21 protein-coding genes are annotated in these 25,062 nt (G+C 53.5%); 6 read left to right on the plus strand and 15 right to left on the minus strand.

Annotated features, from left to right (window positions below; genetic code table 11):
• Positions 1 to 47: 47 nt before the first annotated feature.
• Together yejM and O1V65_RS02580 are read right to left on the minus strand one after the other, a co-directional pair.
• Positions 48 to 1,817, minus strand: coding sequence for an LPS biosynthesis-modulating metalloenzyme YejM (gene yejM, locus O1V65_RS02575; protein WP_084912301.1), 1,770 nt, complete (start codon positions 1,815 to 1,817; stop codon positions 48 to 50).
• A 30-nt stretch (positions 1,818 to 1,847) separates the two neighbouring features.
• Positions 1,848 to 2,075: a YejL family protein gene (locus tag O1V65_RS02580; protein WP_017492806.1), complete on the minus strand. Its 228-nt coding sequence runs from the start codon at positions 2,073 to 2,075 to the stop codon at positions 1,848 to 1,850.
• Positions 2,076 to 2,285: 210 nt separating this feature from the next.
• Between O1V65_RS02580 and yejK the strand changes: the two genes are divergently transcribed.
• Positions 2,286 to 3,296, plus strand: coding sequence for a nucleoid-associated protein YejK (gene yejK / locus O1V65_RS02585; RefSeq protein ID WP_017492805.1), 1,011 nt, complete (start codon positions 2,286 to 2,288; stop codon positions 3,294 to 3,296).
• A 96-nt stretch (positions 3,297 to 3,392) separates the two neighbouring features.
• On the opposite strand, the gene rplY is transcribed toward yejK, so the two are convergent.
• Together rplY and radD are read right to left on the minus strand one after the other, a co-directional pair.
• Positions 3,393 to 3,677, minus strand: a complete 285-nt coding sequence (gene rplY, locus O1V65_RS02590; RefSeq protein WP_017492272.1) for a 50S ribosomal protein L25 — start codon at positions 3,675 to 3,677, stop codon at positions 3,393 to 3,395.
• 147 nt (positions 3,678 to 3,824) lie between these two features.
• Positions 3,825 to 5,594 carry a DNA repair helicase RadD gene (radD, locus tag O1V65_RS02595; RefSeq protein WP_269130132.1) on the minus strand — a complete coding sequence of 590 codons (1,770 nt, stop codon included), beginning with the start codon at positions 5,592 to 5,594 and terminating at the stop codon, positions 3,825 to 3,827.
• Positions 5,595 to 5,932: 338 nt separating this feature from the next.
• On the opposite strand from radD, the gene rsuA reads away from it, so the two are divergent.
• Both rsuA and O1V65_RS02605 read left to right on the plus strand, forming a co-directional pair.
• Entirely contained in the window at positions 5,933 to 6,637 is a 705-nt protein-coding gene (gene rsuA, locus O1V65_RS02600) for a 16S rRNA pseudouridine(516) synthase RsuA (protein ID WP_017492270.1), read from the plus strand.
• Between the two features lie 41 nt (positions 6,638 to 6,678).
• Positions 6,679 to 7,893 (plus strand): Bcr/CflA family multidrug efflux MFS transporter, encoded by a 1,215-nt coding sequence (locus tag O1V65_RS02605; protein ID WP_026110581.1) that lies wholly within the window; start codon positions 6,679 to 6,681, stop codon positions 7,891 to 7,893.
• A 350-nt stretch (positions 7,894 to 8,243) separates the two neighbouring features.
• Here O1V65_RS02605 and O1V65_RS02610 read toward each other — a convergent pair whose 3' ends face one another.
• Positions 8,244 to 9,587, minus strand: coding sequence for an MFS transporter (locus O1V65_RS02610; protein ID WP_269130133.1), 1,344 nt, complete (start codon positions 9,585 to 9,587; stop codon positions 8,244 to 8,246).
• 247 nt (positions 9,588 to 9,834) lie between these two features.
• Positions 9,835 to 10,818, minus strand: a complete 984-nt coding sequence (locus O1V65_RS02615) for a LacI family DNA-binding transcriptional regulator (protein WP_017492267.1) — start codon at positions 10,816 to 10,818, stop codon at positions 9,835 to 9,837.
• Positions 10,819 to 11,161: 343 nt separating this feature from the next.
• Here O1V65_RS02615 and idnO point away from each other — a divergent pair, with 343 nt between their 5' ends.
• Both idnO and O1V65_RS02625 read left to right on the plus strand, forming a co-directional pair.
• Positions 11,162 to 11,926: a gluconate 5-dehydrogenase gene (gene idnO / locus O1V65_RS02620; protein WP_227953492.1), complete on the plus strand. Its 765-nt coding sequence runs from the start codon at positions 11,162 to 11,164 to the stop codon at positions 11,924 to 11,926.
• A gap of 31 nt (positions 11,927 to 11,957) precedes the next feature.
• Positions 11,958 to 12,713, plus strand: coding sequence for an SDR family oxidoreductase (locus O1V65_RS02625; RefSeq protein ID WP_017492265.1), 756 nt, complete (start codon positions 11,958 to 11,960; stop codon positions 12,711 to 12,713).
• Between the two features lie 75 nt (positions 12,714 to 12,788).
• Here O1V65_RS02625 and O1V65_RS02630 read toward each other — a convergent pair whose 3' ends face one another.
• The 3 genes from O1V65_RS02630 to O1V65_RS02640 are packed head-to-tail and all read right to left on the minus strand — an operon-like array spanning position 12,789 to position 16,473.
• Positions 12,789 to 14,204 carry a cytochrome c gene (locus O1V65_RS02630; RefSeq protein ID WP_227978064.1) on the minus strand — a complete coding sequence of 472 codons (1,416 nt, stop codon included), beginning with the start codon at positions 14,202 to 14,204 and terminating at the stop codon, positions 12,789 to 12,791.
• Positions 14,201 to 15,856 carry a GMC family oxidoreductase gene (locus O1V65_RS02635; protein ID WP_026110580.1) on the minus strand — a complete coding sequence of 552 codons (1,656 nt, stop codon included), beginning with the start codon at positions 15,854 to 15,856 and terminating at the stop codon, positions 14,201 to 14,203. Before O1V65_RS02635 ends, O1V65_RS02630 begins: the two co-directional genes overlap by 4 nt.
• Positions 15,856 to 16,473, minus strand: a complete 618-nt coding sequence (locus O1V65_RS02640) for a sorbitol dehydrogenase family protein (RefSeq protein WP_017492262.1) — start codon at positions 16,471 to 16,473, stop codon at positions 15,856 to 15,858. The genes O1V65_RS02635 and O1V65_RS02640 overlap by 1 nt, the downstream gene beginning before the upstream one ends.
• Before the next feature lie 659 nt (positions 16,474 to 17,132).
• On the opposite strand from O1V65_RS02640, the gene O1V65_RS02645 reads away from it, so the two are divergent.
• Positions 17,133 to 17,483, plus strand: a complete 351-nt coding sequence (locus tag O1V65_RS02645) for a YejG family protein (RefSeq protein ID WP_017492261.1) — start codon at positions 17,133 to 17,135, stop codon at positions 17,481 to 17,483.
• 10 nt (positions 17,484 to 17,493) lie between these two features.
• Here O1V65_RS02645 and yejF read toward each other — a convergent pair whose 3' ends face one another.
• The 6 genes from yejF to O1V65_RS02675 all read right to left on the minus strand — a co-directional run bounded on the left by yejF (position 17,494) and on the right by O1V65_RS02675 (position 25,062).
• Positions 17,494 to 19,107 (minus strand): microcin C ABC transporter ATP-binding protein YejF, encoded by a 1,614-nt coding sequence (yejF, locus tag O1V65_RS02650; RefSeq protein ID WP_017492260.1) that lies wholly within the window; start codon positions 19,105 to 19,107, stop codon positions 17,494 to 17,496.
• Positions 19,108 to 19,119: 12 nt separating this feature from the next.
• Positions 19,120 to 20,145: an ABC transporter permease gene (locus O1V65_RS02655; RefSeq protein WP_269130134.1), complete on the minus strand. Its 1,026-nt coding sequence runs from the start codon at positions 20,143 to 20,145 to the stop codon at positions 19,120 to 19,122.
• Positions 20,142 to 21,236, minus strand: coding sequence for a microcin C ABC transporter permease YejB (locus O1V65_RS02660; RefSeq protein WP_084912296.1), 1,095 nt, complete (start codon positions 21,234 to 21,236; stop codon positions 20,142 to 20,144). Before O1V65_RS02660 ends, O1V65_RS02655 begins: the two co-directional genes overlap by 4 nt.
• A gap of 10 nt (positions 21,237 to 21,246) precedes the next feature.
• Positions 21,247 to 23,055 (minus strand): extracellular solute-binding protein, encoded by a 1,809-nt coding sequence (locus O1V65_RS02665; protein WP_017492257.1) that lies wholly within the window; start codon positions 23,053 to 23,055, stop codon positions 21,247 to 21,249.
• Positions 23,056 to 23,284: 229 nt separating this feature from the next.
• Positions 23,285 to 23,905 carry a bifunctional murein DD-endopeptidase/murein LD-carboxypeptidase gene (gene mepS / locus O1V65_RS02670; protein WP_051040078.1) on the minus strand — a complete coding sequence of 207 codons (621 nt, stop codon included), beginning with the start codon at positions 23,903 to 23,905 and terminating at the stop codon, positions 23,285 to 23,287.
• A 455-nt stretch (positions 23,906 to 24,360) separates the two neighbouring features.
• Complete coding sequence (locus O1V65_RS02675) at positions 24,361 to 25,062, minus strand: phosphatase PAP2 family protein (protein ID WP_017492255.1); 702 nt, start codon at positions 25,060 to 25,062, stop codon at positions 24,361 to 24,363.

The raw sequence follows: 25,062 nt of genomic DNA on the forward strand, positions 1-25,062 counted from the left end.
CTTTGAAATCAATATGCTACGCTCACGACTGCTTCAATTTTAAGCAGTTAGTTCGCCACGAAGCGTTTTTGATCGGTCAATACCTGAAGCAGAAGGCCCAGTTCCGGCTTCTGATCTTTAAGCTCGTTGCCTTGGCTGTCGTAGGCACGGTAATTACCGTTGTTATCGAGACGGATAGTCTGCGTCGGTGTGGTAATCACCAGTGCACCATCGCTGGTGCTTGATACCCAGTTGTTATTGCGTCGTGCAGCAAACAGGTCTTCGCCCTGTGAATAATCTGACGGCGAGGTGCTCACGTGCAGCAGGCGCTGCATCAACGTAGTCATCACGTCTTCGTGGGCGGTAAGCTTGCTGACTGTTTGAGCCGGAGTATTTGGCCAGTGGATCACCAGCGGAACCTGAATCTGCTCGGCGTCCATCTGATTTTGCTGACTGGTCAGATCCACGCCGCGTGAACCGGTAATAACAACCACGGTTTTATCCAGCACGCCTTTGTCCTGAAGACTCTTAAGGACCTCCGCTATCTGTCCGTCAACTTCTGCCGCACCCTGCTGATAACGACGATTGATAGTCGCGACGGTAGGTTGCTTGCCTTCTTTATTCGGCAGGTTTGCATCAGAGGTGCCATTAAAGCTCACATAGGAGAACCACGGACGTGCCCCGCGCGTCGCCAGCCACTGTTGCCACTGTTGGGTGGTCTGTGGATCGGTTTGACGCACCGCGGCTGGCAGCGAGAAGTCGGAGAGCAGTGCCTGACGGTATAACGGACTGTTGAAGTTATCAGAGGCAAACAGGCCAAACTCATAGTTCTGCTGGGTGAGGGCATTCATCAGCGCCGACGGTTTACGCGAGGTGATAATCCCTTCGAGATAGGTCGGCGAGATCCCATAAAACAGGCCAAACAGGCCGGTATCATCTTGACTGCCTGAGCTGAAATGATGCGTAAAGTTCACGTTCTGACTCGCAAATCGGTTCAGCTCTGGCATGTATTTGGCCGTTGTGTTGGCGTTTAAGCCGTTTACCACGATCATCAGCAGGTTATAGTTGCTGCCTTTATCGCGGAAACTGATGTTATTAAGCGGATATTCGACCGAGATAGCCTCGGGGTCACCCTGTTCGATAAGGCGCTGCTGGTACGCCTGAGCGTCAAGCAAACCGTGCTTTTCGAGGAACTTGCGCGCGGTCATTGGGTAGGACAGCGGCAGGTTTGAGCGCTGCATGGTAATCGGGCGATAGAAGTTGGCATCAGCCCAGATATACATTAGATGCGACGCAAAGAAGCAGCAGATAAACAGCACGACCAAAGGCTTGGCAAAGCTTCGTCGGTTAAGGCTGCGCAGCTTCTGCCAGGCCCAGGTACCAAATAACATCTCGACCAGGAAAATGACCGGTACGCAGATGAACATCAGCTGCCAGTCACGCGCCAGTTCAGCCTGGCCGGGGTTCACCACCAGTTCCCACACTACCGGATTGATATGCAGATGGAAACGGGTAAACACCTCGGTATCCACCAGCAGCAGGGTCAGCCCGGTCGTGGCGAGAATGGCGGAGAGGAAGCGCAGTAAACGCTGCGACATTACCACGAAGGTCAGTGGGAAAATAATCAGCAGGTAAACGGAGAAACCGACAAAGCTAAAATGACCTAGCCAACTGACCAGCGCATAAATCCTGCCTTCAAGTGAGGAGGGCCAGTCAGAAACAAATAGGTAGCGGCTACCGAGTCCGAGACTAAGCAGAATATTGAAGAGGGCGAACCAGTGTCCCCAGCTAACCATCTGGGATACTTTTTCGCGATAGCGCGGGCTATTTGTCACCATAAGAGGATTGGCTAACTTTTAAATGATGAATTAATGGGCTTTATCTTCTCTTATTGATGCCTGTAAGGCATCGGCAAACGAGCGTCCCAGAACTTTGCGCTGAGCGGGAGCGACGCTGGTATTGATAAGATTGGTCACCATGTTGCCCAGAACCATCAGAGACAGATCGGTTGGGGCGCGGTGTTTTTCCAGAACGGTGGCCAGCTCGGAAAGGAGCTGTTCAACTTGTTCGTCACTGTAGCGAGATGATTGTGGCATAGATAATTGTGCTCAAAGCTTTACAAAGTCCAATATCTTAACTTATCGCGCCACGAGTTTCCGCATTTTTATAATGCTAATAACGCTGGGTTATTGTTTGAGCATGTTAGCAGAGATTTCAGGGACGCGGGTTAACGCTTGCAGATAGCGGTCTTCGGTGTTGGAATACGCGGCGCAGGGGAACCCCCTAAACGAACAGGAGAAAGTCACATGAGTCTGGATATCGAGCAGATTGCTCTGCACCAGTTGAACAAACGCGACGAGCAAACGCTGGATGTTGTGCTGCGCGATACCCTTTTAACCCCGAATGCGGCGGTAGAGGAGATGATGGCCGAGCTGCATCGCGTTTACAGCGCCAAGAGCAAGGCTTATGGTCTGTTTAACGAAGAGAGCGAGCTGGCTGCCGCACTGCGCACATGCCGCAAGGGTGACGAAGACTTTCTGGGGTTCAGTCGTGCGGCAACCGGTCGTCTGCGCGACGAGCTGGCGAAGTATCCCTTTGCCGAAGGCGGCGTGGTGCTGTTTTGCCACTACCGTTTTCTGGCGGTCGAGTATCTGCTGGTCGCCGTATTGACCAGCCGCAGCAGCATGCGCGTGAATGAGCAGCTTGACGTCAGCAGCATTCATTATCTGGATATCAATCACGCCGACATTGTGGCGCGTATCGATTTGACCGAGTGGGAAACTAACCCGGAATCCACCCGTTATCTGACCTTCCTCAAAGGCAGAGTTGGACGCAAAGTCTCGGATTTCTTCATGGATTTCCTGGGCGCATCGGAAGGGCTGGACACTAAGGCACAGAACCGTGGGCTGTTGCAGGCGGTTGATGATTATTGTGCAGAAGCTCAGCTCGATAAAAACGAGCGTCAAAACTATCGTCAGCAGGTGTATACCTACTGCAACGACCAGCTGCAGGCGGGCGAAGAGATTGCCTTGCAGGAGCTGGCGCAGGAATTACCGCCTTTAGGCGATAAGGACTTCAAGCAGTTTTCGACCGAACAGGGTTACGAGCTGGAAGAGAGTTTTCCGGCGGACCGCAGCACGCTGCGTCAGTTAACGAAGTTTGCCGGCAGCGGTGGCGGGTTGAGCATCAACTTCGACGCGCTGCTGATGGGAGAACGTATTTTCTGGGATCCGGCAACCGATACGCTGACTATCAAAGGGACACCGCCAAATCTGCGCGACCAGCTGCAGCGCCGCTCAGGCAGCGGTAACAGCTAAACCCCCCAGATTTCAGCCAATAAAAAACGCCGCATAATGCGGCGTTTTTTATTGTTCTCGCTTAGGCGTCCCTATGCGCATCTACTCAGTTAGCGATTAAACGCGAACGAAGTCGATGTGAGCCAGTTTTGGCTTGAACGGGTGACGCTGTACAGCTTGAACTTTAACTTTGGTTTCTTTACCGTCGATAACCAGAGTAATTACTTCGCTGTAAAATTCCGCTTTCAGTTCCTGGTTCTTTACAGAGTCATGTTCCAACTCGATAGAGATAGGTTCAGCAGAGCCACCGTAAACGATAGCTGGGAATTTGTTTGCTGCGCGCAGGCGGCGGCTCGCACCCTTACCCTGCGCAGTACGTACTTGTGCATTAATAGTAGTCATGATTTTTCTCTTAAAAGAAAATTACTGTTACAGGCGACCCAGCAACAGGTGATAGATCTTCGCTTCGCGCATGGCGAAAGCGGGCGGTATGTTACCGAAGTATTGCCCGTACAGCAAATGATTAATCCCTGATCATGCCTTAAACCGCTAGCCCCGCAGCTCGTAGGCGCGGCGGAAACGGCCCTGATAATCGAAGATTTTCTCGCGAATTTGCCAGAACCGGCCTTTCATCCTTGCGACAACAAAATCGGGATGTCGGAGCAGCGACTGCTGGGCGATGATATCGGCCGCGGTGTGCCACACCAGCTCAATGCCCGGTGCGCGCTGATGCGGGCGCATAAAGTTGTGTAAAAAAGCCGTGCGCTGCGCCGGGGTTTGCAGGCGATAACGTTCGCTGGCGCTCGCGCCGTCCTCGTCGTAGTAGGTGATTTTCAGCCACTCGCCTTTATCGTCTTTACCGCTCTCCAGATTCATGCCGCCGCAGCGCAGCACCAGCGCATCTTTTAGCTTCTGCGCGGCCTTGAGCATGTCATCGGGATCGACCAGCACTTCCTGGCACTGATGACAGCGGCGGGCAGCAATATCGTTTTCTGCCCCGCAGTGCGGGCAGCTCTTAAAGCGAAAGCGGAAGTCGCACTGTTCGCGGTTGTCGTTATCGTCTTCGAGGATGCCCTGACAGCGGCGGCCAAAGTGCTCGATAATCGTGCCATCGGCGGTAGTTTTGCCCCAGAAGATATTGGCAAAGCCGCAGGCCGGGCAAAATACCTGCACCGGTTTGTTGTCACTGGCCGGTTTATGGCTGCCGACTTCGGGCGTGAACAGGTCGTGCGGATTACCGGCATAGTCGAGAATCAGGCAGTCGGTCTTGTCCGGCGCGAGTCGCAGGCCGCGTCCTACGATTTGCTGATACAGGCTCACGGACTCGGTCGGGCGCAAAATGGCAATCAAATCAACGTGCGGTGCGTCAAAACCGGTGGTCAGCACCGAAACGTTTACCAGGTAGCGCAACCGTTGCTGTTTGAAGTCATCGATCAACCGGTCTCGGTCCTGTGCCGTGGTTTGTGCGCTGACCAATGCCGCTTCACCGGCAGGGAGCAGTTTGAACACCTCGCCTGCGTGCTCTACCGTCGAGCAGAAAACCATTACGCCTCTTCTATCTTTGGCGAAGTCGATGATTTGATTGACGATGTGCGGCGTGATTCGCGCCTGTCGACGCAGCTCGTCATTGAGGTCTGCCTCGGCGAACAGCCCGCTACTGTTAGGCTGAAGACGGCTGAAGTCGTACTGTACCACCGGCATGTCGAGGCGCTCTGGCGGCACCAGGAACTGATTCTTTATCATGTAGCGCAGCGGCAGCTCATAGATACAGTCGCGGAACAGGCTTTTCTCATCGCCGCGCACCATGCCCTGATAGTGATACTGATAAATCCAGCCCTTACCCAGCCGATACGGGGTCGCGGTCAGGCCAAGAAGGCGCAGGCGCGGATTTTGGGTGCGCAGGTGGGCAATGATTTGCTGATACTGGCTGTTGTCATCGTCGCTGATACGGTGGCATTCGTCGATAATCAGCAGCGAAAACGCGTTGTCGAACTTGTCGAGGTTAGGTGCCACCGACTGAACGCTACCGAAGACCACCTTGCCCTGACTCTGCTTGATGTTAAGCCCTGCGGCGTAAATGTCGGCTTCAAGCCCGTATGAGAGGTATTTAGCGTGGTTCTGCGCGACCAGTTCCTTGACGTGCGCCAGTACTAGCACGCGGCCCCGCGCGACCCTGGCCAGTTCGGCAATCACCAGACTTTTTCCTGCGCCGGTTGGCAGGACGATCACCGCAGGCTCGTCGCGTTGGCGAAAATGCTGCAGCGTAGCGTCTACGGCTTCTTGCTGATAGGGGCGAAGGGTAAATGGGAGAGCTTGCATGACATTTCCGAAACGTTCTGTGGGGGAGAGGGACCTGATTTCAGTATGCCAACAATCGTCGCGGAAGGCGAACCGAGGGTCAATCACGTTGCGTTAAAATTTAGTCTGCTAACTTTTACAGATTGACGCGACAAGGCGGGAGAAGCCCCGCTATAATATCGGCTCTTAAAGGCGGCTCGGCTGCCGGTTTTACCTCCGCAAAGTAATAATAACCTTTAGAAATTATTACATATCACCATTTCATCACCCTGCTGTCGCAGAATTATGCGGTGGCGGGGTGTTGTGTTTTATCAAAGTGCGAGCAGAAAACGTTCGCCAGGAAAGGCTGAGTAGATTCAATGCGATTGGACAAGTTTTTATCACAACAGTTAGGTGTGAGCCGTGCGTTAGTGGCGCGCGAACTGCGTGCAAAGCGCGTTACCGTAGACGGTGAAGTGGTCAAGACCGGGGCATTTAAACTGACCCCGGAGATGTCCGTTGAGTTTGACGGCAACGTGCTGGAGCAGATCACCGGTCATCGTTACTTTATGCTCAACAAGCCACAGGGTTACGTCTGTTCGACCGACGACCCTGATCATCCAACCGTGCTTTACTTCCTCGAAGAACCGGTCGCCTACAAGCTGCACGCTGCGGGCCGTCTCGACATTGACACCACCGGTCTGGTGCTGATGACCGACGACGGACAGTGGTCGCACCGCATCACCTCGCCGAAGCATCACTGTGAGAAGACCTATCTGGTCACGCTGGAGCATCCGCTGGCCGACGATACCGCCGAGCAGTTTACCGCCGGTGTTCAACTGCATAACGAAGACTCACTGACCAAACCTGCGGTACTGGAACAGGTGAGCGATCGCGTGGTGCGTCTGACAATCAGTGAAGGCCGTTACCATCAGGTGAAGCGTATGTTCGCTGCGGTGGGCAACCGTGTGGTTGAGCTGCATCGTGAACGTATTGGCGAGATTGTGATGGACGAAGATTTAGAGCCTGGCGAATACCGTCCGCTCACCGAAGAAGAAATCGCTTCAGTTGTTGTGCCACGTTAAACCAAAAATTTTACTCGTCGTTTAATCAGGAGTTACAAAGAGTGCAAGAGACCCGGACATCCCATTTAGGTTTAATCTTGATATTGGGATTGTTGTCGATGTTGATGCCGTTGGCTATCGACATGTATCTACCCAGCATGCCGATGATCGCTCAAGAGTTTGGCGTTTCAGCGGGCAGCGTGCAGATGACGCTGAGTGCTTATGTATTAGGTTTTGCTATCGGTCAGCTGTTCTATGGACCGATGGCCGACAGTCTGGGTCGCAAGCCGGTTATCTTCTGGGGCGTGCTGGTATTTGCTATTGCCGCTGCCGCCTGCGCGTTATCTGATTCCGTTCATCAACTGGTGAACATGCGTTTCCTTCATGGCCTGTCGGCTGCGGCGGCGAGCGTAGTGATAAACGCATTGATGCGCGATATGTTCACGAAGGACGAATTCTCGCGAATGATGTCCTTCGTGGTGCTGGTGATGACGGTCGCGCCTTTGCTCGCACCAATGCTGGGTGGCGCGCTGATGCTGTGGTTCAGCTGGCATGCCATCTTCTGGGCGATGGCCATTGCTGCGCTGATCGCGGCGGTCCTGGTCGGGGTGTTTATTAAAGAGACGCTCCCCAAAGAGCGCAGGCAGCGTTTTCATATGCGCACCAGCCTGGGTAACTTTGCGTCGCTGTTCCGCCATAAGCGTGTGTTGAGCTACATGTTGGCGAGCGGATTTTCCTTCGCCGGGATGTTCTCGTTCCTCAGCGCCGGTCCGTTTGTTTATATCGAACTTAACGGCGTTTCGCCTCAGCATTTCGGCTTCTATTTTGCGCTGAACGTGGTGTTCCTGGTGATTCTGACCTTTTTCAACAGCCGCAACGTACGTCGTCTCGGGGCTATCAAAATGTTCCGTTTGGGCCTGATGATTCAGTTGGTGATGGGGCTATGGTTGCTGGTTGTGAGCGCCTTCGGCCTGGGTTTCTGGGCACTGGTGCTCGGTGTGGCGGGTTACGTCGGCTGCATTGCGATGGTGACCTCGAACGCGATGGCAGTGATTATGGATGACTTCCCGCACATGGCCGGTACCGCAGCCTCGCTGGCGGGCACTATTCGTTTCGGTACCGGTGCGCTGGTCGGTTCGCTGTTGTCGATGTTCCCGGCGCACAGCGCCTGGCCGATGGTTGGGTCGATGGCGTTTTGTATTATTGCCTCGGTGTTGCTTTATCTTTATGCCAGCAGGCCGGCGAAGGTTGTTGCTGAATCGGCAGTAAACTCATAGAGAGTTATAGTGGGCGGGTGCCCTGAACCCGCCAATGGACTCTTAAGTAAAACCTTGTTCAGCCTTTGGGGTTGCCTGCCCGGAATAAGGGCGGTTTCTGACGGCGGCCATTTGAGATGCCGCATGTTTTCCTTTGATGTGAATCCGCCGTAGAGAAGACATCATCCCTGAGCAGTTGCCGAGGCAATAAAGAAAAACACAAGATTCCGCCGTTAGACCGTGCATGGATTGGACCCCAAGGTTGCCGATTTTTGTTTAGAAGCTGGTTGGTGGATTCGGGCCAGCGGCCAGCGTGCAAGGCACGTGCTTTTGACCCAGAAGCAGCCGCGCGCAGCGCAATAAAACAAAGCTTAAGCCGCTACCCCATTAGTTTTGTACTTAGCCCGCGTCCTCGCATAATGCTCCGCCAGCGCGATAGCCTTCGCCCCCGGCACCAGTGCAATATCACACTCTTTCGGCAGCAGGGCAGTGATCAGCGCGGCAATCAGCAACGAGGCAACCAGGGCATAAATCGCCGTGCTCTGGCCATACAGGCTTACCAGTACACCCACCAGATACGGGCCACAGAAGCCACCCAGATTACCCAATCCATTGATAACACCCCTTGCGCGGCCCGCAACTTCAGGGGTGGTGACTTTGCCTGGAATGGTCCAGAAGGCGCTGGTTGCGGCCTGCAGGAAGAAACCGGCACAAATCAGGAAGCAGTAAGAAGCGAAAACGTTGCCCTTAAACGCGACCGATAACGCCAGACTTGCGGCGAATCCCAGCAGCGGCAGGATGATGAACATTCTACGTTTACCGGTTTTATCTGACAGCAGCGACATCGCCAAAATACCCAGCATAGTGCCAACGTAAGGAATAATCGCCAGCATACCTACCGAGCTCATATTGCCGCCGGTCAGGGTTTTCAGAATCGTTGGCAGCCACAGCGTATAGCCGTAAATACCGGTCTGATAGAAGAAGTTAATCACAATCAGTTTAAGAATAGATTTATTACGGAATACCTCTTTCAGCGGCGCATTCTCAACCGGTGCCAGCTCTTTCAACGCCTCACGTTCGCGGGTTAGCTCGGTAATCAGATAATGACGTTCACGCTCAGACAGCCATTTGGCTTCTTCTGGACGATCGCTGATGGTGAACCACCAGAACAGCATCACGGCAACCGACAGCAGACCTTCAAGGATAAACAACCAGCGCCAGTCGAGGGTATTGAGGATAAAACCTGACAACGGTGCGGTAATCATTCCACCGATCGGGGCAAACATCAGCACATAGGCGTTGGCACGACCACGCTCTGCGTCAGGAAACCAGTTGCTGACCATGGTTAACACCACCGGCAGCATGCCCCCTTCGGCGACACCCAGGGCGAAGCGCAGGAACAGGAGCTGGTATTGATTGGTGACCAGTCCGGTCAGCACGGAAATAACGGCCCAGGCAACGAGCGAGCAGGCAATAAATTTTCTGCCGCTGCCGTGTACGGCGATGCTGCCGCCAGGAACCTGTAAGAACAGGTAACCTATAAAGAAAATACCCGCAGCCAGTCCGGCCATTGAGGACGAAATACCCAAGGCACTGTCCATTCCGCCTGGCATCGCAAAGCTGATATTGACTCGGTCCATGAAGGAAATAATGCAGGCGATTAATATTGGCGTAATAACGCGTAACCAACGGGCTTTAGGTATTTTTTTATCCATGGTGCACCTCGTTTATACACAGAAGCATTCCTGCGGAGGAATGAATTAATGCACGAATTCGGTTGGTTTATTAAATAAGTCATTGGAGAAAATGCTCTTATTAACCTGATCCGGCGATGCCTTAATAAAAGCATTTCCACCATTATATTTTGTGACTCATGTCACGTTAGATCATGTTAAAAAAGGATGTTACTGGTAACGTGATCCTGCCCCGTGCTGGCGGGACAAGAGTCTTGAGGAGAAAGGATTAAATAGTGCCGCCGAGAGAAATACGATAATGCAGGTCAACTCTTTCAATTGTAGGGGTTTTATTGATTTTCTTTAACATTATTTCCGCGGCCACTTTGCCTATTTCAAAGCGCGGGGTAATAACGCTGGCTAAGGCTGGCGTGGTTGCCAGGCCAATATCCAGTCCGTGGAAGCCGGAAATAGCCATCTGTTGGGGAACCTGAATACCCAGTCTAATACATTCTTGTAAAACGCCCACCGCAATATCGTCATTGGTGCAGAGCACGGCATTGACCTGCGGATTAAGCTGTCGTGCCATGGTCAGCATACCGGCACCGATAGAGACCGATGAGACCTTATTCGGGGTAATGTGTTGCGGCGTAAGCTGATTATTTTCCATGGCTTTACGATATCCCTCGTAGCGTTTCATATCGCGAGGGTCGGACATCGAACCAAAATAAACCACGTGCTGTTTGCCGCTGGCAATTAACGCCGACGCCATGTCAAATCCGGCCTGAAAATTATCAAAACCGACGGCGATGCGTCCGTGTGCGTCGTCGAGATCCATCACCTGCGCGACCGGGATATCGGCGGCATTGAGATATTTGTCGGCCTTGAGGGTATGCACGGAGTCGGTGAGGATCAGACCTGCGAGACGGTAGGTCAGCAGGTTAATGATGTGCTCTTCTTCCCGCTCCTTGCTGTAGTCGTAGTTGACGACCAGCGTCTGGTAGCCCTGTGCCGAGGTCACGGACTCAATTCCTGCCAGGAGATCGGAGAAAATCTGGTTGTTAAAAGAGGGGACTAAAATTCCTATCTTTTTGCTTTTGCTCTTTTTTTCAGCCTCCTCCAACGGGAAGCCGACTTCCTGCATGACCTTGGTGATGCGCTCGCGGGTCTCAGGGGACACTTTTTCTGGCGTACGCAGAAAACGGCTGACGGTCATTTTCGTGACGTCGGCGAGTAACGCGATGTCCTGCAGTGTGACGCGCTGGTTTCTCATGCGGTGCCTGTGAGTCCAAAATGGGCGGGTAACATGGTGTTTATGTTACCAAATTGGCTAACTCTTAACAACGTGAGCAGCAGAAGCAAAAAACTTTCATTTTCATGATGATGTAACATCTTGTTGCCTTTCCCCAGGCCAATACCTAAGCAGAATTTCGCTTAAGAAGAACGGGGCGGATGACCCGGATCACGCTTGCGGTAACAGAGTTTCTTAACACCCTGTAGCGTGATCTGTATCACAGTTTACGGGCGGGTAAACCGCTTTGATTGAATGACATAAATTTTTCGCCTGGGTCGTGGGTCTCACGAACACTTTTATCGGTAACGTCAGGAAAATCGTAATGACAAACTTATTCTCGCTGGATAACAAAAAAATTCTGGTCACCGGGTCATCACGCGGACTGGGATACCTGTTGGCAAAAGGGCTGGCCGAACACGGCGCCGAAATCATTATCAACAGCACGACGCAGGAGTCGGCCAGCAAGGCCGCTGAGAGCCTGCGCGCAGCGGGATTCATTGCCCATCCTGTGGCGTTCGACGTGACAGATAGCAAAGCGGTGAACGACGCTATCGACAAGATTGAGCATGAGATTGGTGCTATCGACGTGTTGGTCAACAACGCCGGTATTCAGCGTCGTCATAAATTCACAGAATTCCCGGAAAAAGACTGGGACGACATTGTCGCCGTCAACCAAAAGTCGGTATTCCTGGTTTCGCAGGCCGTCGCACGCTATATGGTTAAACGTGAACGCGGCAAAATCATCAACATCGGTTCCATTCAGAGCGAACTGGGGCGCGATACCATCACGCCTTACGCGGCCTCTAAAGGGGCGGTGAAAATGCTGACCCGCGGCATGTGCGTTGAACTGGCTCGCTATAATATTCAGGTGAACGGTATCGCACCGGGCTATTTCAAGACCGACATGACGCAGGCGTTGGTGGACAACAAAGAGTTCTCCGACTGGCTGTGCAAGCGAACCCCCGCAGCGCGCTGGGGCAACCCTGAAGAGCTTATCGGCGCCGCAGTTTACCTGTCTTCACGCGCCTCTGATTTTGTGAATGGTCACCTGCTGTTTGTTGACGGTGGCATGATGGCCGCGGTGTAACGCGTAGCCCAGACTGATTTTTGGAAAACCTATGAGCCATAACGGAAAGAAGATTGCCCTGATTACCGGAGCAGGCAGCGGGATCGGTCTGAGCGCCGCCAAGGCACTGGCCGCCAGCGGATTTGTGGTCATCCTGACCGGGCGTAACCAGGAAAAGCTCAGCCAGGCCGTCGCGCAGTTTGCGCCCGGCCAGGCGCACGCGTTGACCGTGGACGTTACGAGTCCTGATTCGGTGTCGGCGCTGTTTTCAACGGTTCAGGAAAACTTTGGCCGCCTCGACGTGCTGTTTAATAACGCCGGTACCAACGTCAAGGAACAGCCGATTGAGGATCAACCTTACGAGGACTGGTTGACGGTCATCAACACCAATCTGAACGGTGCCTACCTGTGTACGCAGGCGGCGTTCAAGCTGATGAAGCAGCAAACCCCGATGGGCGGCAGAATTATCAACAACGGTTCTATCTCGGCCCATACGCCGCGTCCTTTTTCGGCGGCGTATACCGCCAGCAAACACGCAATAACCGGCCTGACCAAGAGCACCTCGCTTGATGGTCGTCGCTATAATATTGCCTGTGGGCAAATCGACGTCGGCAACGCCGCGACTGATATGGGCAACAAGGCATTAAGCGGCAGGCTTCAGGCAGATTTCGAATTGGCGCAGGAACCTGTCATGCCGGCCGACAAGGTCGGCGAAGCGGTGGCGTTTATGGCGAACCAGCCTGACGGCACCAATATTCTGACCTTGACCGTGATGGCCACCGCGATGCCATTTGTCGGACGCGGCTAGTTCTCCGGCATATACGGCACAAATAAAAAGGAGAGCGCCACTGGCGCTCTCCTTTTTTTACGTCTCAACCGGCCATCAGCGACGGCGGTTTTTACGCCTGCTGAACAGCCAGAAAATCAGCGCCAGCACGATAATCACACCCACTCCCATCGCCGGTGCCATAAACGGCTGTAGCTTAGCGAGCAGCGTAACTGGACCCCCGGCGCGCAGCACGGCCACGTCGTGTGAGGTCACCTGAATATCCGCATTGCCGAAGTTGGTCAGTACATAGTTGGAGATGTCGGCAATTTGTGCGTCGGTCAGTTGCCCAACGTACGAACCTTCGCCGAATTTCGGCATTAGCACGTGTTGATCTCCAACCTGTCGGTCAACGCCGTACAAGATCGCCGAGATCAAGTTGGACGCGTTGTTCAGGCCGGTCGCGGTATTGTTATACAAAGACGGATAAGCCTGATTTTTACTGCCGCCGCCGTCCGGCTGGTGACAGCTCGCGCAGTAGCCGCTGAACAGGGCCGCACCGCCGATAATGGTGTTATTAGCGTTGGATGGATGCGCACCGCGCAGACCCTCTTCTACGTTAACCTGTTTCGAAGCAAAGCTGTCGGCCGCCTTTTGATCGGCCGGGTCACGCACCGGCGTGCTGTTTTTCAGATAGAAAGCGATCGCGTTGAGATCGGATTCCGGCAGGTATTGCAGGCTGTTTTGCACCGCCTCGGCCATCGGGCCAGCCGCCTGGTTTTTGCCCAAGGTGCGACCGGTTTTCATGTATTCAACCAGCTGTGCCTGCGTCCAGTTACCGATACCGCTTATCGGATCTGAACTGATGTTGGGTGCATACCATGGACCGACCATGCCACCAGCCAGCGGTTTGCTGGTCACTTCGCCCATCATCAGATTACGCGGTGTGTGGCAGGTGTCGCAGTGGCCTGCGCCGTTAACCAGATACGCGCCTCGGTTCCATTGCTCGCTCTTGGTTGGGTCAGGCTTGAACGCCGAGCTGTCCAGATACATCAGATTCCAGCCCGCCATCGCGATGCGCATATTGAACGGGAACGGCAATGCGGTTGGCTTGGTTGGCTGTTCAACCGGTTTTACCCCGAGCTGGAAATAGGCATACATTGCCTGAATATCTTCGTCGCTCATGTGGCTGTAAGAGGTATAGGGCATCGCCGGATAAAGATTTTCACCGTCCGGACGCACTCCTTCACGCACCGCGCGGCTAAACTGTTGTAGCGTATAGTTGCCGATACCAAACTGCTTCGACGGCGTAATGTTGGTGGTATAAATCGTGCCCATCGGCGAGTGAATCGCGTAATCGCCGCTAAAAGGCTTACCGCCTTCCGGATTGGTATGACAAGCCTGACAGTCGGCCGCCGTCGCGACCAGTTTCCCTTTGGCAATCAGGTCAAGCTGGCTGTCCTGTGCCGATGCCATGCCCGTAAAGCCGCTAAGCGCCGCGCCCAGCAGGCCTAAACTCAGTAATTTTTTCATGCCGTACCTGCCAGAGATTTCGCCATATCATCGGCCGCTTTCAACGCCAGTGCCGCCATTGTCAGGGTGCTGTTCACCACGCTCGAAGAAGGGATAGCCCCGCCGCCCGGTAGCCACAGGTTTTCGTGGTCGTGGGTACGACAGTCGCCGTTGACCACCGAATCTTTCGGGTCATTGCCCATGATGGTGCCACCCATGATGTGGTTATTGGCGTTCAGGCTGGTGGTGATGTTGAAATCTTCGGCCATGAACAGCTTGCCGATTTCTTCCAGCTGCTTGTGAGCCGCAACTGCACCTTCACGCACATAATCGCCCACGTCATAGTGGATATCCGGACAAGGCAGGCCGTGCGGATCCTTACGTGTCTTGCTGAGCGTCAGGCGGTTATTGGGATCCGGCAACGGTTCCAGGCTGATGGAGAGATCCACGCCATAAATCGAGCGACGGCGGATCTCGGCGTCCAGCTCTTCGCCCACCAGTCCCATCTCCAGCGCTTTGTTGGTGGCAGGGATCACCTGGCTGATGTTATTGACGATCATTTTGTTGGCAGAGTATTTGCTGCGGAATTCCCCGTCACGTGGGCCAACCAGGCAGCTGCTTTGGGCAGGACCACGGCCAATCCACAGCGGTTCTGAGGCGATAAAGGTACAGTGGAAGCCCGAGTGGTCCATCATGTTGCGACCAACGTGGTCGGAAGAGTTGGCGATACCGTTCGGGTTTTTCTCGTTGGCGGCGATCAGCAGCAGGCGCGGTGTTTCGATGCCGTTACAGGCCAGTGCGAAGACCTTACCGGTCGCTTTGTGTGACTGCTTTTTGTTGTCCAGCCAGTGTACGGCGGTAACGCGGTTGTGTTCGTCGGTATCAATCTTGTAAACCACGGACTCGGCCAGGACGACAGCGCCTTTATTCTCCGCACGCTCGACGTGGCTAATGCCGTTGTACATAGCGCCAATAGGGCAGATTGGCTGACAGTTGTTGTTGCCGCAGCAGGTTGGGCGACCGTTCCACGGGCGCGTACTGCGGCCCTGTGGGATAGGGACAGATTTGAAGCCGTGCGGATTGACCACTTCCGCGAAGCGGGTATCGCCATAGGCGTAAGGAACCTGCTCCATCGGATAAGGTTTACTGCGCTGGGAAGGGGACTGCAACGCTGGGTCACTTGGGCCCGCAACGCCAATCTCTTCTTCCGCGCGGCAGTAATAAGGTTCCAGCTCTTCATAGGAAATTGGCCAGTCACGGCCAACGCCGTACAGGGTTTTCATCTTGAAGTCGTTTGGCAGGTGACGCCAGCACGAGGCCGCCCAGTGCCAGGTTGTGCCGCCGACGGTACGCAGGTAGCCCTGCTGGAAGCTGCTGGCGCTTGGGCCGGTCAGATTCACATAGTTATTTTTCGGGAAATAGAGCGGAGCAGGCGCCAGCTCGGACTGCGGATACAGTCCCTGAAAGTCTGAGCCTGCACGGTTGGCAAACGGCATATTACGCCAGTTTTCAACGGCCTGTGCGCGCTCGATGCGCAGACCGGCTTCCAGCACCAGCACGGAATGCCCCAGGCTGACCATTTGGTCGGCAATCATGCCGCCAACAATCCCTGAACCAACAATAATAACGTCAGCAGACGCATCGCCGTCTGCGGTAAAAGTAGGTTTATTCATCATGCTTTGCTCGTATTAACAGTATCAGGCGTCGCTTTTAAGCGTTCTTCTTTCATATATTCCGGCATCGGGGCGGCCGGAGGTGGGGCGGTGAACCACAGCGGGCCATTGCCACAGTAGGTCGGCACAATCAGTCCATCGCTTACCGGGCGATACATCAGGGCATCTTTATAGGAAATAAGAATGGTATCGGTACCATTCTTAATCGTGCCTGTGTACCAGCCGGTGATGATGCTGGTCAGCACATCGCCAAGGCCATTTTGTTTCGCGACTTCCTGAAACTGTTTTGCACGCTGGTTAGGCTGCAGCAGACCATAAAGTTTGGTCACCTGCGTCGCAAACTGCGGATTGCCATGATAGAAGGCGTTGAAGATACGCGCAGACATGCCTGGACTGAGGTCCTGATGCTCGGTAATCGCCTGAGAAACAATAAAGAATTGGGTGAAGATAACCGGTGATCCGGTTGCGGTGTCTGTTTCTGCCTGGGTTAAAAACGGAAAGCCCAAAAGGGTAGCAGCAACCATCGCCGAACCCACGCCTTTTAGCATGTCGCGGCGACTGAAACCGGTACCATTTTCCTGGGTGTTTTCGTCAAAAAGTGAACGTTTTTTGTCCATCACATTTCTCTAAAGGAAGGGGGGGGATAAGCCTGCGGCTTGCCAAAAGTTATTATTTTTTATCAGGTTACGCAGAAGCTGGGGGCCTCTTTAAGAGGTTCTTTGCCTCATTGATAGAGTAATCCAGTAAAAACGGTGTGGATGATAATCCCTGATTTGCCAAAAAGCGCTAACAAATCGTGCTAAAAAATAACATTCTGTTTTCATTTGGGTTTTGATTAACAATTTAGTAACACTTGGTAGGCTAAAAAGGGCGAAATGTCCAAATTGTAATGAACCTTTTGGTTCGTTTTTTATTAACCAAATGTAACACGTACAAGATATTGATAAGTATAATTTTAAATTTATTTACCGCCTCGGTTTGTTTGTTTTTTGTGACATTATGGCGTCTAAAAGGTAACGGCGATGAATGAAATTGGTTGAGAAATGATTCGGAAAGGGTTACAAATGACTCGAAGTGAGATCGAGATCTCAAAAACACAAGCTGGTGGTCAAAAAAACGCCATAATGTACCGATTATGTACTTAAATGGTTAATGTCATGTAAATAGTGGCTTCTTTTTTAACTATTTATCAGGCAAAACCACGGATTGTGCGTTATACCTTGGTTCATGAGTTGCAATTTTGTAAATTTATTGTTGAATATTTCTTGGGAGTATTGTGAATACCAATCATTTTTCCGTCGTCCACCGTTTGCCACAGAGTTACCGCTGGCTTTCTGGTTTTGCGGGCATCAAAGTGGAAGCTATTTCACTGCCGGCAGACGAAGAGGATAGCAACTTGGTCGGCCTGAAGCTGCTCAGCCCTGAAGGGGACAGCGCCCGCCAGGTGCTACAGAGCCTGAACCTCTCCTTACGCGAAATTCAGGTCGAGAGTAACATCGTCGAGTGCGAAGGCGAGCTGTGCCTGTTTGTTAAACGCGACGACGAGAGCGCCACCATGTGCCGCCTGAAAAACATCGGCACCGCCATCGCCGAATCGGTTTCCGTCTCCGCAATTTATCCCTTCTAATGGCCGTTGGCTAACGCTGCTGACCGTCATTTGCTTCTGCTAACGCCAATAATTCACGCGTATAGGCCTGTTCAGGCCGCGTAAACAGCTTTTCACAGTCCCCCTGTTCGACCACTTTCCCCTTTTGCAAGACAATCACCTGATGGCACAGGCTCCTCACCACGTGCAAATCATGGCTGATAAACAGATACGACAGGCCGTAGCGTTGTTGCAGGTTGTGTAACAGCTCGAGAATCTGCGCCTGCACGGATTTGTCCAGTGATGACGTGGGTTCGTCCAGGATAACCAGCTCCGGTTGCAGGATAAGCGCGCGAGCGATGGCAATGCGCTGCCGCTGACCGCCGGAAAACTCGGTGGGATAACGGTGACGCGTCTGAGGATCCAGCCCCACCTCGCGCATCGCGGCAATCACCTGCTCCTCACGCTGTTGTTCTGTCAGACGCTTATGCACCATAAGCCCTTCGGCGATAATCTGCATCACGTTCAAGCGGGGATTCAGCGCGGAATAGGGGTCCTGAAATACCACCTGGATTCGACTGCGAAACGGCAGCATGGCGCGGCGATTAAACCTATGTAACGGCTGACCGTCGAATTCGATTTTTCCTTCGCAATGGAGCAGACGCAACAGGGCAAGTCCGGTTGTGCTTTTACCCGAGCCTGATTCGCCAACCAGCCCGAGACTTTCCCCACGCCGCAGAGAGAAGCTGAGTTTGTCCAGCGCCAGCTTGACACTGACGGTGCGGCGGAGCAGGCCTCGACGTACCGGGAACCCAACGCTCAGGTTCTCCACGCGCAGCAGCAGTGGACTGTCAGGCTTGACCGGTAACGGGCTGCCCTTTGGCTCCGCCTGTAACAGTTGACGCGTGTAGGCGTGCTGAGGCGCGGCAAACAGCGCCGTCTTGCTGCTGTACTCGACGCATTCTCCGGCGCGCATCACTGCCACGTTATCGGCGATGGAGCGCACAATACGCAGGTTGTGGGTAATAAATAGCATCGCCATGCCCAGTTCCTGCTTAAGTTCGTGCAGTAGCTTGAGGATTTGCGCCTGCACCGAGACGTCCAGCGCGGTGGTCGGTTCATCGGCAATCAACAGCTTAGGCTGCGTGAGGATAGCCATGGCAATCATCACGCGCTGCCGCTCACCGCCCGAAAGCTGATGCGGGAAATCACCGAGCCGCGAGGCTGCCTGCGCGATGCCTACGCGGTCCAGACACTGCACTATCTCCGCGCGTGCAGCCTCGCGACGCAGGCCTCGGTGCAGTGTAATCACCTCGGCGAGCTGTTTTTCAATGGTATGCAGCGGATTCAGCGAAACCATCGGCTCCTGAAAAATCATCGCGATACGATTGCCACGAGTCTCACGCAGGTGCGCCTCGGTGGCATGCAGCAGGCTCTGGCCCTCGAAAAGGATATCGCCCTGCGGATAAACCACCGACTGGGTATGCAGCAGGCGCAGTATCGACAGCGCGGTGACGCTCTTTCCCGAACCCGACTCGCCGACTAATGCCAGTGTTTCCCCGGCGTTCATGCTCAAAGACAGATTACTGACGACCTGAGAAAGCCTGCCGTCCTGCCTGAAGGCGATATCCAGATTATCAATGCTTAGCAGCGGCGAATGTGGCATCTGTTGGCCTTCCTAACGGGTCTGGCTGGGGTCAAAGGCGTCGCGTACCGCTTCACCAATAAAAATCAGCAGCGACAGCAGGACGGCAAGCACCAAGAATGCGCTGATGCCGAGCCACGGTGCCTGAATATTGTTTTTGCCTTCTAACAGCAGTGATCCTAGCGACGGCGAGCCAATGGGCAGGCCAAAGCCAAGAAAGTCTAGCGAAGCCAGGGTAGTAATCGACCCGCAGAGAATAAACGGCATGTAGGTCAGCGTGGCGACCATCGCGTTGGGCAGCATGTGGCGCAGCATAATGGTCCGGTCTGCGACGCCCATTGCCTGTGCCGCGCGGATATAGTCAAAATTGCGTGTGCGCAGGAACTCAGCGCGCACGACGCCAACCAGCACCATCCATCCAGACAACACCGTTATCAGCAGCAGCCACCAGAAATTAGGCTGCACCACGCTTGAGAGCATGATGATAAGAAACAGCGTCGGCATGCCGGACCAGACCTCAATAAAGCGCTGCCCCCACAGGTCGATTTTGCCGCCGTAATAGCCCTGCGTCGCCCCCATGACGATGCCGATAACCGACGATAGCAGAGTGAGCATGGCACCAAACAGCAGCGAGATACGCAGCCCGTAGAGGATCTCGGCCAGCACGTCGTGCCCGTTGCTGTCGGTACCGAGCAGATTTTGCGTGGACGGTGGCGACGGGAACGGCTGTTGGGTCGAAAAGTTTATCGAGTTGTAGCTCTGGCGCAGCGGTGCCCAGATAACCCAGCCGTGGCTATCAAGCTGCTTCACCACGAAAGGGTCCTGATAATCAGTGGCGGTTTGCAGTTCGCCGCCAAAGGTCGATTCGCTGTAGTTCACCATAAAAGGGACATAGAAATGCCCCTGATAACGCACCAGCAGCGGCTTCTCGTTGGCCAGCATGTTTGACAGCATCGCCAGCAGCAGAATAAGCAGGAATATCCACAGCGACCAAAAACCGCGAGGGTTCTGGCGAAAACGAGCCCAACGCGCGCGGTTAATCGGGTTAAGCTTCATCACTGACGGCCCTCGAAGTCGATGCGCGGGTCAACCAGCGTGTAGGTGATGTCGCTGACGATGTTCAGCAGCAGGCCAATCAGGGTGAAGATATACAGCGTGCCAAACATGACCGGGAAGTCGCGTTGTAGCGTGGCATCGTATCCCAGCAGGCCAAGACCGTGCAGCGAGAACATCACTTCAATCAGCAGTGAACCGGTAAAGAACATGCTGATAAAGGTTGCCGGAAAACCGGCGATCACCAACAGCATCGCATTGCGAAACACGTGGCGGTAAAGGATTTTGCGCTCATCCAACCCCTTAGCGCGTGCGGTGACCACATACTGCTTCTGTACCTCATCGAGGAACGAGTTTTTGGTCAGCATGGTCAACGTCGCGAAGCCGCCAATCACCGTTGCCAGCACAGGCAGCGTGATGTGCCACAGATAGTCGGAGATTTTGCCATACCATGGCAGCGAGTCAAAGTTGGCCGAGGTCAGGCCGCGCAGCGGGAACCAGTCCAGATAGTTGCCGCCGGTAAAGAACACGATCAGCATAATGGCGAACAGGAACGACGGCACCGCGTAGCCGATGATGATGACCGTACTGCTCCAGATATCGAAGGCGCTGCCGTTTTTGACCGCTTTGCGGATGCCGAGCGGGATGGACACCAGGTAGATAATCAGCGTGCTCCACAGGCCCAGACTGACCGAGACCGGCAGGCTGGATTTTACCAACTGCATCACCGATGCCCCTTGAAAAAGGCTATCGCCAAAGTCGAAGCGCGCGTAGCGCCACAGCATGTCGAAATAGCGTTCATGCAGCGGTTTGTCGAAACCGTAGCGGCGGGTAATTTCGGCGATCACCTCCGGGTCAAGGCCACGAGAGCCGCGGTACTGGCTGTCGCCGACCTGACCGACGCCTGCGTTGGCATGGCCGGTTCCACTGCCGCCGTTGCTGCCCGGCAGACCGCTGTTCTGGCCCATCTCGATGGCCGCGATAGCCTGATCGACCGGGCCGCCCGGCGCTATCTGCACGATGAAAAAGTTGATTGTAATAATCGCCCATAGCGTCGGAATAACCAGAAGCAGGCGGCGAAGCAGATAAGCAGTCAAGTGAGTCTCCTTACTGTCTGGCCGATTGCAGGCGCGAGGCTTTGTTCACGTCATACCACCAGGTGTCCAGCTCTAGCGAGTAGGGCGGGCGAATTTCCGGCATCGAGAACTTGTCCCAATAAGCGTAACGGTCGCGATTGGTGTACCACATCGGAATCATGTACATGTGCCAGGTCAGCACCCGGTCAAGCGCGCGGCCAAGCGAGAGCAGGGCATCTGGCTGACCCTGATGTGCCACAATCTCGTTGGTCAACTGGTCAATCGCAGGGTCGGACACCCCCGGCGTGTTATAGGTGGAATTGAGATATTTCGAGTTCCACATGATCTGCAGGTCGGTGCCCGGATAAGGCTGTGCGCGATAAACGGTCGGTATCATGTCGTAATCCCGGTTGCGCAGGCGGCTGATAAACTGCGAGTTATCGACCTGACGAATGTTCATTGTAATGCCGAGCCGCTGTAAATTGTGCTGGAAAGGCAGCACGTACTGCGTATTGCCGCTGCTCGGGAGCAACAGTTCAAAAGTGAACGGCGTGCCGGTTTGATTGTTCACCAACTGCTGGTTTTTGACCGTCCAGCCCGCTTCTTTGAGCAGAGCCGTTGCCTTAAGCAGATTTGCGCGGTCATTGCCGCTGCCGTCCGTGGACGGCGGGTGATACAGCTCGCTGAAGACCTCATCGGGCACCTTGCCCTTCAGCGGCGCGAGCCAGGCCAGTTCGGCGGCGTCAGGGTAGTTCTTTGCCGCATAGTCGGTGTTCTGGAAATAGCTGTCGGTTCGCTGATAGGCACCGTAGAACAGCGCCTTATTGATCCAGTTGAAATCAAACGCCAGCGTCAACGCCTCTCTGACCTTGCGGTCCTTGAAAATGGGGCGCTGAATATTGAATGCGAGCCAGCGCGTGTCCTGCGCCGCCTTATTCTCATCATCCTGCCGAATGATTAAATTCCGTGAGAAGTTGCTGCCCTGATATTGTGTTGCCCAGTTTTTGGGCGAGGGTTCGCTGCGAAAATCAAAGGCACCCGACTTAAAGGCCTGAAGCGCCACGTTATCGTCGAGGTAATAGTCGTAGCGGATGGTGTTGAAGTTATAGCGTCCACGGTTTACCGGCAGGTTAGCCGCCCAGTAGTTCGGGACTCGCGAATAGATGATGTATTGGCCTAGCTTATAGTCGGTGATGCGATAGGGGCCGCTGCCGAGCGGTGGCGTCGCCAGTGGCTCATTGAATTTTCTATGCTCCCAGAACGTCTTCGGAATAACCGGCAGGCCTAAAAGGCCCAGCATCTGCTCTTTATTCGGCTGCGGGAACTCGAAGCGCACCGTCAGCGGCGCAATGGCTTTCACCACCACGCCCTTATAGACCACCCTAAATTGCGGTACGCCCTCGGTCATAAACTTATGGAAGGTGAACTCGACGTCACCGGCGGTAATCGGGCTGCCGTCCTGAAACACCGCGTGGGGGTTTATCTCGACCTCAACCCAGCGGAAGTCGCTGTCATAGCGTGCAGAATCGGCGATAAGCGGATAGTAACTGCCTATTTCATCGCTTGAGGGAGTAAACAGGCTGTCATAGAGCGTGTCGCTGCGGATGGCGGCATTTCCGCGAGAGGCGAAGCGGTTGAAATTGTCGAAGGTGCCGATGGCCGACAGGGTAATGCTACCGCCTTTCGGCGCGGCGGGGTTTACGTAGTCAAAATGACTGAAGTTATAAATGTATTTTGGCGAACCAAGAATGGCAAAGGCGTAGCCATCATCGATAGATTCGGCGTGCGCAGTAAATCCTGTGAGCGACAGAAACAGAGCTATGAGTGCGCGAGGAAACATCCTGAAAATTAACTCCTGAATTGGCGCCGCTGACGCTGTGATGACTCAATAATAGATTGAAAATCTGTAAACGACCATTTTGGTTGTTTTATCACAAGTTTAGGCAAGGACCTAAGAGAAAGCGTCTGGGCGGGGTAGGCGTTCAGGCGGTGTGGAACAGCCATAAAAAAAGACCCTCGCGGAGGGCCCTTTTTTATTTGCTTGGCTTGAACAACAAGAGGAGATTCTTTTACTGCAACATCGCCGTCGTGAGTGTACCTGTATTGCTGCTCGGTCTAGCACCGGTCAATACACGTCTTGCTTCACGATAACGCTTGGTCCAGTAGGCTTCGCTCAGGCTTGAAATCATCACGCCGTTGCTGGTAGAAGCATGGACGAACTGATCGTTGCCAAGGTAAATGCCCACGTGGCGGCCGGTAGAGCCTGCACGGAACAGCACTAAGTCGCCTGGACGCAGCTTGTTACGCTGTATCTTCTTGCCCATGTCTTCCTGTTCGTAGGTTGAACGAGGTAGGTCCATGCCAAATTGTTCGCGGAATGTTAACTGTACGAAGGCTGAGCAATCAATACCACGCTTGCTGTCACCGCCTAACCGATAACGAACGCCTTTCCAGTCTGCATATTGATCCATGATTTTGGATTTAATATCGACGTTACGAACCATTGCTTCGAATTCATCCTGAGAGGCTTGAAGTAAAAGACCATCTTTGTCTTTAACTGCATGCATCTCAGTTTGTGCGTTTTCTGTGTTCGAAGAATGTATACCACTACACGCGGAGAGAAGAATTGCCGCGCCAATCGCGGGGATAGCCCGCATTACATATCTCAGAAACGGTTGAGACTTGACCATTATTGTTGTTTTCCCTTGCTGTCCTTAACGAAACAAAACGTTCGTTATCAATTTGCCAAAACCAAGCGAGATTACCCGTCGCTACAGTCTCGGGCAAAGGCTTAGCCAGCAAATTGTGCGGAACAGCACACTATTAATTGGAATCAAGCCAGTCATGCCACATTTCTGTGCAACGTGGTCGAGATTACCGTAATGATCGGGGGAATGCGAGAGGTTTTAACGCTTTTTTAATAAGAAATAATGATGTAAAGCAATGTAACTATTAATTTAAAAATCGCTGATTGAGTTTTGTGCTCATTTGGCCTAAAACCGCAGCAGGACGGGGTCTGCGAGCATTTTTCGCTTTCCGCCTATTTACATTGGCAACAAATTAAATGGCCCGAAAACATGTCAATGTTGTTCGAGCCATAATAAAAAACGATGTCTTTCAGAATGAGTTTTTTCTTAAAGAGTGATTATTTTAGCGCTTTTTTGGGAAGCTTTTTATCAAGCCAGTTGACCAAAAAATCACTCGCAGGGGTCATTAACCACCAGCTTGCACCCACCAGCACTACCGACAATGAACCTACCATGATATCGGTGAACCAGTGTGCGCCAATCATCAGACGTGGCATCGAGAACAGCACGGTTATCAGAACGGCTATCGCGAAGGCGCGTTTACCGAGGTAGCGAAGCATGAAGACGGTGAACACCATCAGCATCATTCCATGGTCGCCAGGGAAGCTGTCACCGGACGAGTCTTTGGTCGGAATACCGGTCAGTTCGCTAACACGGTTAACGTGCGGAAAACTCAGTGAAGGACTCTTGTGCGCGACCGGCAGTTGATGGCCCAACTGGTTAAGTACCACCGCCGTCAACAGCATCACAACGCCGATGATAATCATGCGTCGACGCCCCGTGCGGTCTTCTTTAATGAAATAAGAGAAATAGAGCAGCCCCATCGCCAGCAGGGAGCAGACGTCGAACGCACGGTTATTGGTGACGGCCACAAAGTGCAGAAACGTCTCGTTGGTGGCCAGATGACGATTAAAATAAAAGAACACCGACGTATCGATAGGCGCCCAAAAACCGTGGTTTGCTGGCAGATAATAAGAGAGGAAAAGCGCGATACCCAATACGTTTAGTAGCAGGATCACGGGAAGATTGCGGCGAAACAT

The organism is Rouxiella badensis, assembly GCF_026967515.2.
Taxonomy (GTDB): Bacteria; Pseudomonadota; Gammaproteobacteria; order Enterobacterales; family Enterobacteriaceae; genus Rouxiella; species Rouxiella badensis.

Excerpts from the sequence above, each read along its gene's own strand:
- O1V65_RS02635 (WP_026110580.1), bottom strand. The coding sequence starts at position 15,856 with ATGAATAAACCTACTTTTACCGCAGACGGCGATGCGTCTGCTGACGTT.
- O1V65_RS02615 (WP_017492267.1), bottom strand. The coding sequence starts at position 10,818 with ATGAGAAACCAGCGCGTCACACTGCAGGACATCGCGTTACTCGCCGAC.
- yejF (WP_017492260.1), bottom strand. The coding sequence starts at position 19,107 with ATGCCACATTCGCCGCTGCTAAGCATTGATAATCTGGATATCGCCTTC.
- rplY (WP_017492272.1), bottom strand. The coding sequence starts at position 3,677 with ATGACTACTATTAATGCACAAGTACGTACTGCGCAGGGTAAGGGTGCG.
- mepS (WP_051040078.1), bottom strand. The coding sequence starts at position 23,905 with ATGGTCAAGTCTCAACCGTTTCTGAGATATGTAATGCGGGCTATCCCC.
- O1V65_RS02625 (WP_017492265.1), top strand. The coding sequence starts at position 11,958 with ATGAGCCATAACGGAAAGAAGATTGCCCTGATTACCGGAGCAGGCAGC.
- idnO (WP_227953492.1), top strand. The coding sequence starts at position 11,162 with ATGACAAACTTATTCTCGCTGGATAACAAAAAAATTCTGGTCACCGGG.
- O1V65_RS02630 (WP_227978064.1), bottom strand. The coding sequence starts at position 14,204 with ATGAAAAAATTACTGAGTTTAGGCCTGCTGGGCGCGGCGCTTAGCGGC.
- O1V65_RS02675 (WP_017492255.1), bottom strand. The coding sequence starts at position 25,062 with ATGTTTCGCCGCAATCTTCCCGTGATCCTGCTACTAAACGTATTGGGT.
- yejK (WP_017492805.1), top strand. The coding sequence starts at position 2,286 with ATGAGTCTGGATATCGAGCAGATTGCTCTGCACCAGTTGAACAAACGC.
- O1V65_RS02580 (WP_017492806.1), bottom strand. The coding sequence starts at position 2,075 with ATGCCACAATCATCTCGCTACAGTGACGAACAAGTTGAACAGCTCCTT.
- O1V65_RS02640 (WP_017492262.1), bottom strand. The coding sequence starts at position 16,473 with ATGGACAAAAAACGTTCACTTTTTGACGAAAACACCCAGGAAAATGGT.
- O1V65_RS02665 (WP_017492257.1), bottom strand. The coding sequence starts at position 23,055 with ATGTTTCCTCGCGCACTCATAGCTCTGTTTCTGTCGCTCACAGGATTT.
- O1V65_RS02610 (WP_269130133.1), bottom strand. The coding sequence starts at position 9,587 with ATGGATAAAAAAATACCTAAAGCCCGTTGGTTACGCGTTATTACGCCA.
- yejM (WP_084912301.1), bottom strand. The coding sequence starts at position 1,817 with ATGGTGACAAATAGCCCGCGCTATCGCGAAAAAGTATCCCAGATGGTT.
- rsuA (WP_017492270.1), top strand. The coding sequence starts at position 5,933 with ATGCGATTGGACAAGTTTTTATCACAACAGTTAGGTGTGAGCCGTGCG.
- radD (WP_269130132.1), bottom strand. The coding sequence starts at position 5,594 with ATGCAAGCTCTCCCATTTACCCTTCGCCCCTATCAGCAAGAAGCCGTA.